Origin of the sequence: Rhodococcus sp. ACT016 (assembly GCF_050477185.1) — a bacterium.
GTDB lineage: Bacteria > Actinomycetota > Actinomycetes > Mycobacteriales > Mycobacteriaceae > Prescottella.
On sequence record NZ_JBEAET010000001.1, the window covers coordinates 3825711 to 3842137 of the forward strand.

Below are 16427 nucleotides of genomic sequence, written 5' to 3' on the forward strand. Positions count from 1 at the left end.
CGACCCGCGCGGCGGTGCGGCGCCTGGCATCGGCCGTACTTCCGCCGGGGCACGACCTGGCGATCAGGGGCGTTCGGGTCAGGTCCGCCGACTGGTGAACGACGTGTATGCCAACGTCAGCACCACCGCGACCGCGATGCTGATGATCCAGCGCCACCAGTCGATGCCCGGGGTGTTCCCCGTGTCGCTGATCAAGCCCCACACCCAGTAGCCGATCAGGGCACCGATGATCCCGATGACGACGGTGACTATCCAGCCCATCGCCTGTTTGCCCGGAATCACGAGGCGGGCGAGCACGCCGATGACCGCGCCGAAGATGATCGTGCCGATGACCTCACCCATGTGGGGCTCCTTCCATCCGCCCCCATCGGTGCGGAGACACTTCCGCCCTGGTTCGACGGTACGTTTCCCGACGAGCCAGGGCGAAAGGTCACGAAGATCGTTGCGCGAGCGAGTCCGTCACTGCCCGTGCACGATGACTCCGCGGATGTTCTTGCCGTTACGCAGGTCCTCGTAACCCTGGTTGACGTCCTCGAGGGAGTAGCTGGTGGTGACGAGCTCGTCGAGCTTGAGCTCGCCCTGGTCGTACATGCGCAGCAGTCGGACGATGTCGTACTGCGGATTGGCCGAGCCGAACAGAGTGCCCTTGATCGTCTTCTCGTTGAGCGTCAGATCGGCGCCTGAGACGTGCACCGTCAGCTTGGTCGGGTCGGCCAGGCCGGTGATGACGACGGTGCCGCCCTTGCCGATCACGGCGGTCGCCGCCGCGACCACTTCCTCGTCGACCGTGCCGGTCAGGATCAGGGCCTGATCGGCACCCTGACCCCAGCTCAACTCGTTGACCTTCACCGCGGCTTCCTCCGCGGTCGCGAAGGCGTGTGTGGCGCCGAACTTCAGCGCGGTCTCCCGCTTGAACGCGAGCGGGTCGACGACGACCACGTACCGGGCGCCGGCCTGTACCGCGCCCTGCACGGCGTTGATACCGAGGCCACCGATGCCGTACACGACGACGATGTCACCGGCCCGGACTCCGCCGGCGTACACCGCGGTCCCCCACCCCGACGGGACGCCGCAGCCGACGAGGACCGCGGTCTCGAGGGGCAGCCAGTCGTCCACCTTGACGACCGAGTGCTGCGAGATCGTGGCCCGCTCGGCGAACGTGCCCAGCATGCACATGGCACCGAAGTCGCTTCCACCGGAATGGAATCGGAACGTCCCGTCGGGCATCGAGCCCTCCAGGATCGTCGCGCCCATGTCGCACAGGTTCTGGCGTCCGGTGGCGCAGTAGCGGCAGGTTCCGCAGTTGGGGATGAAGCTGCACACGACGTGGTCGCCCGGCTTGACCTTGGTGACGCCGGGGCCGACCTCCTCGATGATGCCGGAGCCCTCGTGTCCGCCCACGATGGGATAGCGCGGCGGCAGGTCGCCGTCGGTCAGGTGCAGGTCCGAGTGGCACAGTCCCGCCGCGGTGTACTTGATGAGCACCTCACCGGGGCCGGGGCCGTCCAGGTCGAGTTCCATGATCTCGAACGGCTTTCCGGCCTCGAGCAGAACAGCGGCCTTGGTCTTCATGGGTTCTCCTTGAGAGTTCGAAGGTGCGGGCGGAAACGTCAGAGCGCGACGTTGACGGCTTTGGTCTGAGTGAAGGCATCGATGCCGGACGCGCCGAGTTCGCGCCCCCAGCCGGACTGCTTGTAGCCACCGAACGGCATCGCGGTGTCGAAGCCGTTGTACTGGTTGATCCACACCGAGCCGGCCTGCAACCGGCGCGCGGTGCGGTGCGCCTTCGAGATGTCGCGGGTCCAGATACCGGCGGCCAGTCCGTAGATGGAATCGTTGGCCGCACCGACGATTCCGTCGTCGGCATCGAACGGCATCGCGGCGACGACGGGCCCGAAGATCTCCTCCCGGACCACGCTGAACTCCGGCTTGACGTCGACCAGCACGGTCGGCTCGACGAAGTATCCGGTGTCGCCCCAGCGCTTGCCGCCCGTCAGTGCCCGCGCACCGTCGGCGAGGCCGTCCCGGAGGTACCCGGTGACCCGTTCGAACTGCTCCTGCGAGACCAGCGGACCGAGCTCGGTCGCGGGGTCGAGTCCGGGGCCGATCTTGACCTTACTCGCGGCCTCGGCCACCGCCTCCGTGAAGCGCTCGAAGATGCTGTCCTCGACGTAGAGTCGGGTGCCGGCGACGCAGCACTGTCCGTGGTTGAACAGCCAGGCGTTCAGCGAACCCTGCACCGCCGCATCGAAATCCGCGTCGGCGAACACGATGTTGGGACTCTTGCCGCCGAGCTCGAGGGACACCTTCTTCAGATTGCCCCTGGCGGCGTCGACGATCCTCTTGCCGACCTCGGTGGACCCGGTGAAGGCAACCTTGTCGACGTCGTCGTGCGCCGACAGCGCGGCGCCGGCGTCGCCGAAGCCGGGCACGATGTTGACGACGCCGGGCGGGAATCCGGCCTCCTCGAAGACCTCGGCGAGCATCAGCGCGGTGAGCGGCGTCTGCTCGGCGGGCTTGAGGATCACCGTGTTGCCGGCAGCGAGTGCGGGCGCAAGCTTCCACGACGCCATGAGCAGCGGGAAGTTCCACGGCACGATCAGCCCGCACACCCCGACGGGCTCGCGCAGCGTGTAGGCGTGGAACTCGCCGCCCGGCGCGAACGGCATCGACACGTTGACCGTGCTGCCTTCGATCTTGGTGGCCCAGCCCGCGTAGTAGCGGAAAACGTCGGCAGCCCACGCCGTGTCGACCGCGGATGCGATCGCGGCGGACTTGCCGTTGTCGAGAGCCTCGAGCTGCCCGAACTCGGCCGCACGCTCGGTGAGCAGGTCGCCCACTCGCCAGATGAGACGCTCACGCTCGTTGGGCTTCATCGAGGCCCACGGCCCCTCGTCGAATGCGCGGCGCGCGGCCCGGACGGCGCGGTCGATGTCGGCGGCCTCGCCGTGTGCGACGTCGGCGAGGCGCTCGCCGGTCGCGGGATCGTGCGTGACAAACGTGCGGCCGGACGCCGCGTCGACGAACTCACCGCCGATGTACAGCTGCTTGGTGCCGGCGAGGAACTCGCGCACCCGCGGTGAAACCGACTGCTCGGCAACGACAGTCATGCCACAACCTCCTGAACGATGCATGTGATGCGGAACACATCCATCGTGCTTCGGGTGGGCGGTCGTCAACTGTTCAAGGTTTGGACAGCGATTCGGCGCGAAGCGGTCAAACGGTGATGTCGAGGGCCCGGATCCGGCTGTAGAGCGTGGTGCGGCTGATCCCGAGCCGCGCCGCGGCGTGCACCTTGTTGCCGTGGCTCTCCCGGAGCGCCTCGATGATCGCGTCGCGCTCGGCACGATCGCGGCCGCCGAGGCGAGCCACCCGTCCGGGCGCGCGGTAGTCCTCGGGGAGATCCTCGATCCGGACCGCCGCCCCGCCCCGATCGGGAAGGCTCGCGAGGACCGCGCGCAGCTCGACCAGATTGCCCGGCCAGGTGTGCTCGGACAGCGCAGTCATGGCGCCGGGGCTCAAACGCATTCCGCCGCGGTCGATCTCGGTGGCGATCGATCCGACGAGCGCCGCCAGCTCACGGAATCGCTGACGCAACGCCGGAACCGTGACCTGTGCGCCGCAGCGCGCGAGCAGGTCCCGCACGACCGGGCGAACCGTCTCGACCGGGTCGGACGTGAACACCGGTCGCGGTCCGTCGGCGCGGGCGGCGAGCGAGGCCAGCAGCGCGACGACGGGATCCGGGGCGAGGTGGACGTGTTCGACCAGGAGGTACCCGGATTCGGCCTCGGCATGCGCGAGCAACCGCGCACACCAATCCCGCTCCCCCTCCGCGACGATGTGCGCAGCGTCCACCGTCACGATCGGTCCCACCGCGAATTCCCTTGCAGCCCAGCTTCGCCCACTACCGGGCTCCCCGACGATCGCGAGAGCACCGGCACTGGATCGCAGCTCGTGCAGCCGGGCACGCAGACGCGACGTCGCATCCTGTGGCGTGGCCCTGCGCCGCACGGGCGGCCGGGTCTCGTCCACGTCGAGCAGGAACAGCGCACCGCTCTCGGCGCCGGCGACCCGGTCGATGCGCAGCCCGGTGCGTCCTCCAGCGGACAGCATGAAATCCAGGCTTCTCGACTCGCCCGCGGGCACGTTGGCCGCGAGTGTGCGCAGCGCAACATGATCGCTCGCGTCGAGCAGTTCGACCGCGGCCTTGTTGGTGAGCATGATGTCCTGGCCCATCGCGGCCACGGCGACACCACGCTGCCGGGCCGCGATCTGGAAAGCGTCCACCACGCGCCGATCCGATTCCCGCGCGCCCTCGAGAAGCCTGGCCTCGATGTCCCGGACCGCCCGCGCCATGAAGGGCACGAACAACGGATTCGCCGTCTTCTCCGTCGCGGTGATGTCGAGGATGCCCTCGATCCGGCGGGTGACCGGATGCACGATCGGTTGTCCGTAACAACTGAACTGGCGAAACGACTCGAGGAAGTGCTCGTCGCGGTGGACGACGATCCCCTGACGCACCTCGAGCGGCGTTCCGAGCGCGTTCGTGCCGTACGTCTCCTCGGAGAGCGCCACACCGGGTAGAACCCCGACACCCTCCATCGCAGCCTTCATGGCATCGGAGTCGAACACCCGTGACACGACGCGACAGTCTCGGTCGACCAGCAGGATGCCGCATCCGGTGCCGGACAGCTGCACTCGCAGCTCGTCGAGCACCGGCCGGGCGGCCTGTAGGAGCCGCCCGGCCGAGTCCGACGGATCGAGCAGCGTCGGTTCGGGCACCCGCGCCGGGTCGATGCCACTGAGCTGTGAACGCTTCCAGGACAGTTCGATTTCCGGCCGCAAACCGTGCACCGCCGCTACTCCTTCCGGTCAGGCCCGATCGATCAGTTCGATCGACATCTCCCGCATCTCGATCTTGCGGATCTTGCCGGTGACGGTCATGGGGAACTCGTCCACGAGGTGGACGTAGCGGGGGATCTTGTAGTGGGCGAGCTTTCCGGTGCAGAACGCGCGCAACGACTCGGCGTCGAGGGGCGCTGCGCCCTCGCGCATCCGGATCCACACCATCAGTTCCTCCCCGTACTTGTCGTCGGGGACGCCGATCACCTGGGCGTCGAGGACGTCGGGGTGGGTGTAGAGGAATTCCTCGATCTCGCGTGGGTAGACGTTCTCACCACCGCGGATCACCATGTCCTTGATCCGGCCGGTGATCGCGACGTAGCCGTCGGTGTCCATCACCCCGATGTCGCCGGTGTGCATCCACCGCGCGGAGTCGATCGCCTCGGCGGTCTTGTCCGGGTTGTCCCAGTAGCCGAGCATCACCGAGTACCCGCGGGTACACAACTCACCCGGCTCGCCGCGCGGCACCGTCAACCCGGTCGCGGGGTCGACGATCTTCACCTCGAGATGCGGCCCCACCCTCCCGACGGTCGATACCCGCTGGTCGATGGTGTCGTCGCGGCGGGTCTGCAGCGACACCGGCGACGTCTCCGTCATCCCGTAACAGATGGACACCTCGGCCATGCCCATCCGCTCGATGACCTGTTTCATCACCTCCACCGGGCACGGCGAGCCGGCCATGATCCCGGTCCGCAGGCTCGACAGGTCGTAGGCTTCGAAGTTCGGGTCGGCGAGTTCGGCGATGAACATCGTCGGCACCCCGTACAGCGACGTGCAGCGTTCGGCCTGCACCGCCGCCAACGTCGCGGAAGGGTCGAACGATAGACCGGGAATCACCATCGCGGCCCCGTGGCTGGTGCAGGCGAGGTTGCCCATCACCATCCCGAAGCAGTGGTAGAACGGCACCGGGAGGCACACCCGGTCCTGTTCGGTGTACCCGCACAACTCGCCGACGAAATAGCCGTTGTTGAGGATGTTGTGGTGACTGAGCGTCGCACCCTTCGGGAAACCCGTTGTCCCCGAGGTGTACTGGATGTTGATCGGGTCGTCGGCGGAGAGCGTGGCCTGCGCTCGGGCAAGCACGTCACGGCCGTCGCCGAGGGCCCGGCGCCCGTTCTCGAAGAGCTCGTCCCACTCCGCGTCGCCGAGCAGCACGACGTGCTCGAGCGCGGCGCACTCCGGCCGCACCTGCTCGATCATGGCGCCGTAGTCCGACGTCTTGAACGACGGCGCCGCGATCAGCATCCGGATCCCGGCCTGGTCGAGCACGTACTGCAACTCGTGCGACCGGTAGGCGGGGTTGATGTTGACCAGGATCGCGCCGATCTTCGCCGTCGCGTACTGCACCATCGTCCACTCCGCGCAGTTCGGCGCCCAGATCCCGACCCGATCGCCCTTCCCGATCCCGATGCCGAGCAGCCCGGCCGCGACCGCGTCCACGTCCGCGGCCAACTCGCGGTAGGTCCACCGGCGTCCCGAACCCCGATCGATCAACGCATCCCGGTCGCCGTGCGCGGCGACCGTCCGATCGAAGTTGTCACCGATCGTGTCGCCCAGCATCGGCGCATCCCACGTTCCCGACGTGTAACTCGGCAGTGGTGCGTGCAGCGAAGCGGTTGTGGTCATCGTTTCCTCTCCAGGCGCCGGGGCCCGGCACCCACGGGGAAGCCCGGCGGCACCGGCCTCCCCAAAGTACTCGCGGAGTGTGATCTAGGACATAGTCGCGGGTCGGGGGCGTCGCCAACTGTTCAGAGTTCGAACACCCCCGACCCGGAAGGGTGGGTCAGAGCGCGCGGTCCTTGGTCTCGACCAGCGCCTTGGTGCACACGAAGCTGATGACACCCAGCACCGCGAGCATCAGTCCGATCGCGAAGCTGCCGAAGGACGAGGCCAGCGGTGCCGCGATCAGCGGCGGGATCGCGCCGCCGAGCACCCCGGCGAGGTTGTAGCCGAGTCCGGCGCCGGTGTAGCGGTAGCGGGTGTGGAACATCTCCGGCAGCAGGGCTCCGCACGGTCCGTAGGCCATGCCGAAGATGGCGAGCGTGACGCACATGCCGACGACGAAGGCTGCCGCGGACCCGGTGTCGAGCAGCGGGAACAGCACCAGCGCCCAGATCACCGCGAGCACGCAGGAGATCATGATGACCCGGCGCCGGCCGATCCGGTCGGAGTACAGCGCCGAGACGACGATGGCGCCGCCGAAGACGATCGCCGCGACGATACCGACCGTGAGCACGAACGGGCGGCTGAAGCCGAGCGTCTTGGTTCCGTAGCTGGTGAGGAACGCGGTGCCCATGTAGAAGAGCGCGAACAGCGTCGCGAGCGCACCACCCGAGAGCAGGATCTCCTTGGTCTGGTACCGCCACGCGTCGAGGAAGGGCAGCGTGCGGGGACCCGATGCGGCGTCGTCCGCCTGCTGCGCCCGGAACACCGGCGTCTCCTCGATGGCCAGTCGCATGTACAGCCCGATCGCGACGAGGACGATGGAGAACACGAACGGCACCCGCCAGCCCCAACTGAGGAACGTCTCGTTGGCGTCACCGAAGACCGCACCCGTGATGATGAATGTGCTGCTGGACAGCACGAACGCGACGGCCGGACCCAACTGCGGGAACATCGCGTACAGCCCGCGCTTGCCCGGCGGCGCGTACTCCGCGGTGAGCAGGGTCGCGCCCGCCCACTCCCCACCGACGGCGAAGCCCTGACCGAAGCGCAGCAGCACGAGGATGATCGGCGCCGCGACCCCGATCGTCGCCGCGCCCGGGAGCAAACCGATGAGCAACGTCGAGATGCCCATCAGCAGGAGCGTCGAGACGAGGGTCTTCTTGCGACCGATCCGGTCGCCGTAGTGCCCGAACAACATTGCGCCCACGGGCCGGGCGACGAACGCCACCGCGAAGGTCGCGAACGACGCGACGGTACCGGCGGTGGAACCGAGCGCAGGGAAGAACACCGTCGGGAAGACCAGTGCTGCAGCGGTTCCGTAGATGAAGAAGTCGTAGAACTCGATCGTCGTTCCGATACAACTCGCGACGGCCACCCTGTGCACGCTGGTGCGCGGGGAGGCTGCGATCGCCGAGCCGACCGATGGCGACACTGTCGTCATGGATCCCTCTTCTCGAGCCGAGCGCGACGCCCCGATTGGCGTCAGCGACTGCGAGGAAAGGTAGTGATCTGGGTCACCTACCAACTACCCCCGAAAGGGGGTGGAAGTGATCCGGGTCACCCCCGGGTCGGGACGGGAGGTGACATCCGGGCGAGGAGAAACGCGAGTACCGCTGCCCACAACGCCGCCAACCACAACGCGTTCAAGCCGAGGAAGCGATGCGCGACCGCCCCGAGAGTGGCGCCCAGAACCATGGCCGACCACAGCAGAAAGTGCCGGACCCACCCCCATCGTTCGCCGCCCGTCAGGGCGGTGACGAGACGCTGTCCCATCTTCACGAGAGTGCCGGTCATGTAGGTGAGGCTGATGCTCACCTCACCCTCGCGCTCGAACGTCGCGTTCTCTGCACCCATCGCGAGCACGATCAGCGCGATCGTGACGGGGGTGGCATCCAGAAGGTGGGCCGTCGCGGCAAGGACGAGGAAGGTGGTGACGAGCGCCAGCACCGCCGGACGGTGACGGCGCCCGGCCGTCCGGCCTGTGAAGGATCCGGCCATCACACCGAGCACGAACAGTGCGACGATGCCGGCGCCGGTGAGCGCGGTACCCACCAATCCGTCGCCCAGCGAGACCGCCAGCTTGGTGGAGTTCCCACTCATGAACGACACGAAGTATCCACCGAGCGTGATGAATCCCATCGCGTCCACGAACCCCGCCAGGGCGGAAAGGAATACCGCGACGACCGCGACGCCGCGGGGGTAGTGCAGCACCATGCCTGGAACATAGTCCCGCACCCGCCCGGTGACGGGCGGGTGGTCACTGTGTCGGGCGGCGGACTACTCCTCGTCGAGTCCGCACGCGCCGCGCAGCTCACGCGCGATCTCGCCCCACACGGTGGCGTACGAGGCGATTCCCGGGGCGGCGATCCACTCGGTCTCGCCTGCCTTCACCTTCAGCAGCGCCTCGGCGAACAGATCCTGGTAACGCGACAGGCGCGGCACGAACGCCGAGACGTCGTCGAACACGTCCTGGGCCTGCTTGTCGAGCGCCGCGAGGGCGTCGACGTCGGCAGCGGCGGTGGCCTCGCGCAGCGGCCCGTCGAGCTCGAGGAAGCGCTCGTGGATCTCGGCGATGGAGTCCTCGTCGATCGAGACGCGCTCGGCGTCGAGCTGATCGCCGAGTTCGGTCAGGCCCGCGTCGGTCAGCGCGAACGTGCCGTCACCCGTCTGCTCCGCCTTGCCCTGCGTGAGCAGCGCGTCGCGTGCCGCCTCCGCGGACGCGACGGCGACCCCGAGTTGCGCCGCGAGGACGTCGGCCGTGACCTGTCCCTTCAACCGGATCGTCTGCAACAGTGCCAGTTCGTCGACGTTGCCCGCGAAGGCCATCGTGTACTCCTCGTGTTCTCGAAACGTGTCCCTCGAGAACCTACGCGAAGTCCAGCACTGTGCGGCCGTCGACCACAGCCAGGCGTCACCGACCCGTCCGCGCGGGTGGCTCAGAAGAAGCCCTGCGACTTCGACGTGTAACTGACGAGCAGATTCTTCGTCTGCTGGTAGTGGTCGAGCATCATGTGATGGTTCTCGCGGCCGATACCGGACTGCTTGTATCCGCCGAACGCCGCGTGCGCCGGATAGCGGTGGTACGTGTTGGTCCACACCCGGCCGGCCTGGATGGCACGTCCGGCGCGGTAGGCGACCGTCCCGTCGCGGGTCCACACCCCCGCCCCGAGCCCGTAGACGGTGTCGTTGGCGATCTCGATGGCCTCGTCGAAGTCGCTGAACGACGTCACCGACACGACCGGACCGAAGATCTCCTCCTGGAAGATCCGCATGTCGTTGGTACCGGTGAAGATCGTGGGCTGGACGTAGAACCCGCCGGCGAGGTCGCCGTCAAGCTCGGCTCGCTCGCCGCCGGTGACCAGACGAGCGCCCTCGTTCTTGCCGATCTCGATGTACGACAGGATCCTCTCGAGCTGAGCGCTCGACGCCTGCGCGCCGATCATCGTCTCGGTGTCGAGCGGATTGCCCTGCCGGACGGCCTTGGATCGGATCTTCGCGAGCGCGAGGAAGTCGTCGAAGATGTCATCCTGGATCAGCGCGCGCGACGGACACGCGCACACCTCACCCTGGTTGAGCGCGAACATCGTGAAGCCCTCGAGCGCCTTGTCCTGGTAGTCGTCGGCGGCGGCGAGGACGTCGGAGAAGAAGATGTTGGGGCTCTTGCCACCCAGTTCGAGGGTGGCCGGGATCAGGTTCTGCGCGGCGTACTGCATCACCTTCCGGCCCGTGGTGGTCTCACCCGTGAACGCGACCTTCTTGATCCGGGGGCTCGCCGCGAGCGGCCGACCGGCCTCCGGCCCGAATCCGTTGACGACGTTGAGGACTCCCGGCGGGATCAGGTCGCCGATGATCGACAGGAGGTAGAGCACCGAGGCCGGCGTCTGCTCGGCGGGCTTGAGCACGACCGCGTTTCCCGCCGCCAGGGCCGGCGCAAGCTTCCAAGCCGACATGAGGATCGGGAAGTTCCACGGGACGATCTGCCCGACGACGCCGAGCGGCTCCCGGAAGTGGTAGGCGACGGTGTCGGCGTCGATCTCCGACAGCGTGCCCTCCTGCGCCCGGATCGCGCCCGCGAAGTACCGGAAGTGGTCGATCGCGAGCGGAATGTCGGCGCGGAGGCATTCGCGGATCGGCTTACCGTTGTCCCACGATTCGGCCAACGCGAGCCGCTCGAGGTTCTGCTCCATCCGATCGGCGATCTTGTGCAGGATCAGCGCCCGCTCGGCCACCGACGTCCGCCCCCATGCGGGCGCCGCGGCGTGGGCCGCATCGAGTGCGAGTTCGATGTCCTCGGCGGTGGAACGCGGAACCTCACAGAACGTTTGACCGGTCACCGGAGTCGGATTCTCGAAGTACATTCCCTTCACCGGCGCGACCCACTCGCCGCTGATCCAGTTGCCGTACCGCGATTCGAAGGACATCAGGGCGCCGGGCGAACCGGGACGCGCATAGATGGTCATCGAGGCTCCTGTCTGTGCTGCCACCCCGCCGAGGTGGTGTGGCACAGGAACCCTAGTCGGACATACGTTGCAAATACGTTGCCGAAGCGGTCACGACCGCGCGGCGGCCGCTAGCGCCACGCGCTCCCGCCGAACCGCCGATCGAGCAGACGCACGTGCGCCTCGACCTGCGCGTGCAGCGCCGAGGCGGGGTCGAGCGTCAACAGGTACGCCGCCCACGCCGCCAGGTCCTGGCGGCCGTGGATCGAATTGGTCCACTTCGAGAGCAGCTGGGTGTCCCCCGCCCGCAGCACCGTCGCCCGCATCCGCGCGCGCAGGTCGTCACGGACCTCGGTGACACCGGGCGCGTCCGATCCGGCCAGGACCGGACCGTCGTACAGGCGCAGCGCCGACGAGACGTCGCCGCGGTCGAGGTACGACCGCACCTCGCCGACGTCGGACTCGAGTGGCGTGAGCAGACGGTACGGCCGCGAACCGAGCCGCTCCGCCCCGAAGACCTTTCGTAACCTCGACATCTCGGCGCGGACGGTCACCGCGTCGAGTTCGTCCTCGTCGAGCAGCACCGCGAGATGATCCGCGCCCAGCCCCTCGGGATGCTCGGCCAACAGCAGCAGGATCTCGGCGTGACGCCGCGGCAGTTCGTGACGTTCGCCGTCGACCACCAGTGCGGGGCGCTGTGACCCCAGAACCTCGAGCCGCGGGGTCGACGTCGTCGCCGGCCGCGGCAACGCGAGTGCCTGTAATCGGAGTTCGGCTTCGACCGCCACCGCCGTCGCGCGAACGAGGGCGAGCGCCTCGGGCACCGCGACCCGCGGGCCGCCGGTGATGTCGAGCGCACCGATGATCCGACCGGTTTCCGGATCGTGGACGGGCGCTGCCGAGCAACTCCATGCGTGCATGGCCCTGTTGAAGTGCTCTGCCGCGAAGATCTGGACGCTGTGGTCGAGCGCGAGTGCGGTGCCGGGCGCGTTGGTGCCCACGCGGTCCTCGCTCCAGTCCGAGCCCTCGACGAAGTTGATGTCCAACGCCCGATCCTTGGCCGAGGAATCACCCTCGATCCATAACAAGCGACCGTTGGCATCGCTCATCGCGACGAGGAGACCGGTGTCGGTGGCGTCCTCGACGAGCAGCTTGCGGACGACCGGACGGATCGCTGCGAGCGGATGCCGGGCGCGGTACTCTTCGAGCGCCGTCCCGTCGAGCACCACCTCGTCGTCGATGAGGTCGGGGCTGACGCCGTTCCCGCGGCTGCGCACCCACGACTGATGGACCACGTCACGCACGGTTTCGGCCTCGGCCTGGGGTTCCGTGTCGACCTGCGTGGACTCGACGAACTGCTGGTGGGCCCACGAGTTGCGTTCGGCGAGCACGGCGACGTCATCGCCGGGCCGCACCGCAATCCACGGATTGCGCGGCCCGGGTTCACGCTGTGCCATCGGCGCCTCCGTCTCGCACCAATCCCGCCTACCACCTCAAAGTTGCGCCAACTGTAGCGCTTTCAGAGGAAGGTACTGGCACGTTCGGCCACCATGACGGCGGTGGCGTGTGGTCCGCGGCTCGGGACCGACGGCAGGATCGACGTGTCGACCACGAACAGCCCGTCGATTCCGTGCACTCGGCACCGATCGTCGACCACCGACGAGTCCTCGCCGGAACCCATTCGACAGCTCCCGGACAGGTGCAGCGAGGTGCCCAGATGATCGGACAGCCACGCATCGGACATCTCGATCGGTTCGGGGTCCAGGAGTCGACTCATCGGTCCCCTGGACATGAGGTCGGCGGCGTGGATCACCGCCTCGCGCAGCGCCCGCCGGTCGTCGGCGGACTCGAGGTAGCGGTACGACACGCGCGGCGCATCCGCCGGGTCGGCCGATACGAGGCGGATCTCGCCGCGGCTCTGCGGTTTCATCAGCACGACGCCCAGGCACGGCTGGCCGATCCCCGACCCCGGAATGAGGTCACCGAACGACGCTGTGTAGGGGCGTATCTCGATGTCGTCGGTGTTCAAGGTCACCTGCAGGGCGGGCGTCTGCCGGGTCCGCGGGACCGGACGCCGGTACCGGTACGGCACCACCACCTCGGGGTGATCGGTGAACTGCGCGCCCACCGCCGGTAGGTCCGCGACCACCGGGATCCCCAGCTCCGACAGGTGCCGAGCGTCGCCGACACCGGAGAGCATCAACAGGTGTGGGGTCGCGACGGCGCCGGCGGTGAGGATCACCGTCGACGTGTGGATCATGCGCACGGTGGAGTCGGTAGCCACCTCGAGCCCCACGACCCGGGCGCCGGAGAACAGGACACGGGTGACGGTGGTGTCGGACCGGATGGTGAGGTTGGGCCGGTCGAGGTTCGGCAGCAGGTAGGCCGACGCCGGTCCCACCCGGACGCCTCCCCTGATGTTCAACGGCACCGGACCGATCCCGTGCGAGCCGGGGGCGTTCTTGTCGGGGTCGTCGGGATGGCCGGCGGCGTGGGCGACGTCGGCGAAGGCGGCACTGATCGGATGCCACTGTTCCGGTGGTTCGCGCCGGACCGGGATCGGACCGCTCGCACCGTGATAGGGACCGGCGAAGTCCGCATCGGTCTCGATCGCCTTGAAGAACGGCAGGACGTGCTCGTACGACCACGACTCCGGCCAGTGGTCGAAGTCCTCCACCCGCGCCCGCTGGAAGTAGCCGCCGTTGACCGCGCCCGAACCACCGAGCACCCGGCCGCGGGCGATCCATCCCGACCGGCCGCTGGTCAACTCCACGGGGTACGGCCAGATCCAACGGCTGTCCGGCCCCACCGGCAGCACGCCCGCGTCGACCAACTCGGGCGGGAACTCCGCGGGAATGCGATGGCCCGGGCCCGATTCGACGAGTACGACGGTGCGGCTGGGGTCCTCGCTGAGCCGGCCGGCGAGGACGCTTCCGCAGGAGCCGCCGCCCACCACGACGACATCCGCCGATTCCGGGACCTCGGTGGTCGATACCACCGTCAGTTGCCGATGCGGGGCTCGAGCGCCCGCAGGTCCCGGGCGCGGATGGCACCCTGCCAGAGCCCCGTTCCGTACGCGACGTCGTCGAGGCGCTTGTACACGGTGTGGCGCACCGGGCCCAACCCGCCCGGCTCCCGGTGCGTCGCCCAGTCGACGACGCCCTCGGTGACGGCCACCGCCACCGCGAGTCTGCGGACGCGTCGGGAGACCAGCATCGCCAGCAGGGTGATCGGCCAGTACGAGCGCCACATGGCGGACGCGAGTTGCCACGCACCGTTCCCGAAACCACGCGCAGCCAACGCCGTCGCGATCCGGGTGGGCTGGTCGAGATCGGCGAACGTGCGGCGCAGGCGCAGCACCGTGATCAGGACCGTCGCGAGGCCGGACAGGAGCCCGATCCGGGTGCAACTCGCGGCGGCCAGAACGGACATCAGCGTCCACTTCGACATCGCGACCGGCGGAACCATGCCGTCGTGCCGCGCCGCGAGCGGGGCCGCGCCGGTGCCGTAGAACATCTTGCGGGTGAACCACTTGCGGAACGAGACGCGATGGTCGTGCGCAACGTGCGCGACCGGTTCGTAGCGCAGCCGCCAGCCGGCCTCCTGCAGCCGCCAGCACAGGTCGACGTCCTCGGCGACGTGCATCGACTCGTCGAATCCCCCGGTCTCCACCAGCACGTCGCGGCGCACCAGCATCGCTGCGCTCGGCACGTACGACACCGGGCTTCCGGACCGGACCGCGGCCTCCTTGCGGCCGAGGTCGAGGGACGACCGCGTGTGCTCGTAGCGGGCCAGCGCAGCGCCCTCCGGCTCGAGCGCGACGATGCGCGGCGCCACCAAGGCGACGGCCGGATCGCTGAAATGTCCCAGCATGCGCTCGAGCCATCCCGTCCGCGGGACCACGTCCGAGTCGAGGAACGCCACGAACGGCGTTTTCGCAGAACGGAATCCGGTGTTGCGTGCCGCGGCGGGGCCGCGGGACCGCTCGTGCCGCAGGAGCGTCACGCGCGCGGAGCACTCGGACAGCTCGGGCAGCTCGACCGGGACGGTCGATCCGTCGTCGACCACGACGACCTCGAGGCCGCGGAGCACGCGGATGAGGCGCGCAATGCCCTCGACGTTGTCGCGCAGCGGCACGACGACCGTGACGTCGCTCGGGGACGGCGTGCTCATCGGTCGCGGGTTGGCGATCCCGGAGTCGAGCAACCGGCGCGCGACGACGGCCGACTGCGAATCCACGACTTCGAGGTAGCCGTCGCCGATCATCCGGGCCGCGGCCGGTGCGAGCTTCAGCATACGTGTGGGCGAGCCGCCGATGAGGACCCGACCACCGGAGTAGGCGCGCACCTTGGGATCGATACGGATCCCGAACCCGTCGGGCAATCGCGGTTCGTGCATCACACGATGGTAAGGGCGAATCGGACGTTGGGCAGAACTTGCCGCAAAAAGCCCGGACGTATCACCACACCCGTCACACGATTCGCCCGTCGGGCCGCGGCGACCAGCCCGAGACCGCCCTGCGGGCCCGGACGATGAGGTCGTCGAACAACCGCCGCCCCTCCTCCGCGGAGGCGCCGGTGGGATCCCCCAGGACCCCGTTCGCGGTGGCCGCGAGCATGCCACCTGCCCGCAACGCCGGCATCAATTCGGCGATCGGCGCGGTGTTGCCGACCTCCGCGCGGCCCAGCTCGACGTCGTCGGGTGAAAGATGCAGCAGCAGGGATGTTTCTGTCCGCCCGGCATGCGCGTCGGCGCCCGGCACCGCGCACGGAAGCCAGGCGACGTCGCGCCCCTCGTACCGCAGCAGTTCGACGGCCTTCACCAGCGCGGGACCGTTGCCGCCGTGCCCGTTGACGAACACGACACGCCGCGCCCACCGACACGCCGACCGGCCGTACTCGACGAGCAGCATTTCCAGCGCGGCGCTGCCGAGCGAGATCGTCCCGGCGAACCCCTCGTGCTCGCCGCTCGCGCCGTACTCGATCGCCGGCGCGACCACGACACCGGTGAGGGCGCGTGCCACCGCCGACGCGATCCGGGTGTCGGTGTCCAGCGGAAGATGAGGACCGTGTTGCTCGAACGAGCCGACCGGGACCGCGACCGTCAGTTCGTCGCGCGCGACATCCGGCCACGGGGTGCGGGCGAGGTGCATCGCACGATCGTATGCGGGCGCGCCGTCCGGGACGGATTCAGTCGTGGACGTTGTCCGCGAGCAGCGTTCGGAAATCGGGAGCGAGTTGCACGACCGCGTTGCCGTTGTCGTGATCGACGAGCCGAACCGTTCCGTCGGCGGCAATCCACATGGGGTTGCCGGAACCGTCGTCGGCGATCACGACACCGTCGACGAGGGAGCCGTATGCCTCACGCGCCCAGGCGGTCAACTCGAGGCAGCTCTCCCGTCCGAGAAGCGCAATCACCGCG

General features: G+C 68.6%; 14 protein-coding genes. All 14 read right to left on the reverse strand.

The features are described 5' to 3' along the window. Positions 1–78: 78 nt before the first annotated feature. The 14 genes from ACQ5DX_RS17525 to ACQ5DX_RS17590 all read right to left on the reverse strand — a co-directional run bounded on the left by ACQ5DX_RS17525 (position 79) and on the right by ACQ5DX_RS17590 (position 16423). Complete coding sequence (locus ACQ5DX_RS17525) at positions 79–342, reverse strand: GlsB/YeaQ/YmgE family stress response membrane protein (RefSeq protein ID WP_430333777.1); 264 nt, start codon at positions 340–342, stop codon at positions 79–81. Between the two features lie 117 nt (positions 343–459). Then, a complete protein-coding gene (locus ACQ5DX_RS17530) occupies positions 460–1572 on the reverse strand; it encodes an NDMA-dependent alcohol dehydrogenase (protein WP_430333778.1) in 1113 nt (370 codons plus the stop codon). Positions 1573–1610: 38 nt separating this feature from the next. Further along, positions 1611–3110 carry an aldehyde dehydrogenase family protein gene (locus ACQ5DX_RS17535; RefSeq protein WP_430333779.1) on the reverse strand — a complete coding sequence of 500 codons (1500 nt, stop codon included), beginning with the start codon at positions 3108–3110 and terminating at the stop codon, positions 1611–1613. A 106-nt stretch (positions 3111–3216) separates the two neighbouring features. Continuing rightward, the gene (locus ACQ5DX_RS17540) at positions 3217–4854 is read right to left on the reverse strand and encodes a sigma-54-dependent Fis family transcriptional regulator (RefSeq protein ID WP_430333780.1); all 1638 of its coding nucleotides are present in this window, start codon (positions 4852–4854) and stop codon (positions 3217–3219) included. Between the two features lie 18 nt (positions 4855–4872). Next, entirely contained in the window at positions 4873–6528 is a 1656-nt protein-coding gene (locus tag ACQ5DX_RS17545) for an AMP-binding protein (RefSeq protein ID WP_430333781.1), read from the reverse strand. A 157-nt stretch (positions 6529–6685) separates the two neighbouring features. After that, positions 6686–8008: an MFS transporter gene (locus ACQ5DX_RS17550; protein ID WP_430333782.1), complete on the reverse strand. Its 1323-nt coding sequence runs from the start codon at positions 8006–8008 to the stop codon at positions 6686–6688. A 116-nt stretch (positions 8009–8124) separates the two neighbouring features. Next, positions 8125–8781, reverse strand: coding sequence for a YoaK family protein (locus ACQ5DX_RS17555; protein ID WP_430333783.1), 657 nt, complete (start codon positions 8779–8781; stop codon positions 8125–8127). Positions 8782–8844: 63 nt separating this feature from the next. Next, entirely contained in the window at positions 8845–9393 is a 549-nt protein-coding gene (locus tag ACQ5DX_RS17560) for a hypothetical protein (protein ID WP_430333784.1), read from the reverse strand. 110 nt (positions 9394–9503) lie between these two features. Next, positions 9504–11027, reverse strand: a complete 1524-nt coding sequence (exaC, locus tag ACQ5DX_RS17565; protein WP_430333785.1) for an acetaldehyde dehydrogenase ExaC — start codon at positions 11025–11027, stop codon at positions 9504–9506. Positions 11028–11137: 110 nt separating this feature from the next. Then, entirely contained in the window at positions 11138–12463 is a 1326-nt protein-coding gene (locus tag ACQ5DX_RS17570) for a GAF domain-containing protein (RefSeq protein WP_430333786.1), read from the reverse strand. A 62-nt stretch (positions 12464–12525) separates the two neighbouring features. After that, positions 12526–14004 carry a mycofactocin dehydrogenase MftG gene (mftG, locus tag ACQ5DX_RS17575; protein WP_430333787.1) on the reverse strand — a complete coding sequence of 493 codons (1479 nt, stop codon included), beginning with the start codon at positions 14002–14004 and terminating at the stop codon, positions 12526–12528. 2 nt (positions 14005–14006) lie between these two features. Further along, positions 14007–15404 (reverse strand): mycofactocin biosynthesis glycosyltransferase MftF, encoded by a 1398-nt coding sequence (mftF, locus tag ACQ5DX_RS17580; RefSeq protein WP_430333788.1) that lies wholly within the window; start codon positions 15402–15404, stop codon positions 14007–14009. 73 nt (positions 15405–15477) lie between these two features. After that, positions 15478–16158: a mycofactocin biosynthesis peptidyl-dipeptidase MftE gene (gene mftE / locus ACQ5DX_RS17585; RefSeq protein ID WP_430333789.1), complete on the reverse strand. Its 681-nt coding sequence runs from the start codon at positions 16156–16158 to the stop codon at positions 15478–15480. A 37-nt stretch (positions 16159–16195) separates the two neighbouring features. After that, the gene (locus ACQ5DX_RS17590) at positions 16196–16423 is read right to left on the reverse strand and encodes a hypothetical protein (protein WP_430333790.1); all 228 of its coding nucleotides are present in this window, start codon (positions 16421–16423) and stop codon (positions 16196–16198) included. Positions 16424–16427 lie beyond the last annotated feature (4 nt).

Bases quoted from the DNA above. Each gene is read 5' to 3' on its own strand.
- ACQ5DX_RS17525 (WP_430333777.1), bottom strand. From the start codon at position 342: ATGGGTGAGGTCATCGGCACGATCATCTTCGGCGCGGTCATCGGCGTG.
- ACQ5DX_RS17530 (WP_430333778.1), bottom strand. From the start codon at position 1,572: ATGAAGACCAAGGCCGCTGTTCTGCTCGAGGCCGGAAAGCCGTTCGAG.
- ACQ5DX_RS17535 (WP_430333779.1), bottom strand. From the start codon at position 3,110: ATGACTGTCGTTGCCGAGCAGTCGGTTTCACCGCGGGTGCGCGAGTTC.
- ACQ5DX_RS17545 (WP_430333781.1), bottom strand. From the start codon at position 6,528: ATGACCACAACCGCTTCGCTGCACGCACCACTGCCGAGTTACACGTCG.
- ACQ5DX_RS17550 (WP_430333782.1), bottom strand. From the start codon at position 8,008: ATGACGACAGTGTCGCCATCGGTCGGCTCGGCGATCGCAGCCTCCCCG.
- ACQ5DX_RS17555 (WP_430333783.1), bottom strand. From the start codon at position 8,781: ATGGTGCTGCACTACCCCCGCGGCGTCGCGGTCGTCGCGGTATTCCTT.
- ACQ5DX_RS17560 (WP_430333784.1), bottom strand. From the start codon at position 9,393: ATGGCCTTCGCGGGCAACGTCGACGAACTGGCACTGTTGCAGACGATC.
- exaC (WP_430333785.1), bottom strand. From the start codon at position 11,027: ATGACCATCTATGCGCGTCCCGGTTCGCCCGGCGCCCTGATGTCCTTC.
- ACQ5DX_RS17570 (WP_430333786.1), bottom strand. From the start codon at position 12,463: ATGGCACAGCGTGAACCCGGGCCGCGCAATCCGTGGATTGCGGTGCGG.
- mftF (WP_430333788.1), bottom strand. From the start codon at position 15,404: ATGCACGAACCGCGATTGCCCGACGGGTTCGGGATCCGTATCGATCCC.
- mftE (WP_430333789.1), bottom strand. From the start codon at position 16,158: ATGCACCTCGCCCGCACCCCGTGGCCGGATGTCGCGCGCGACGAACTG.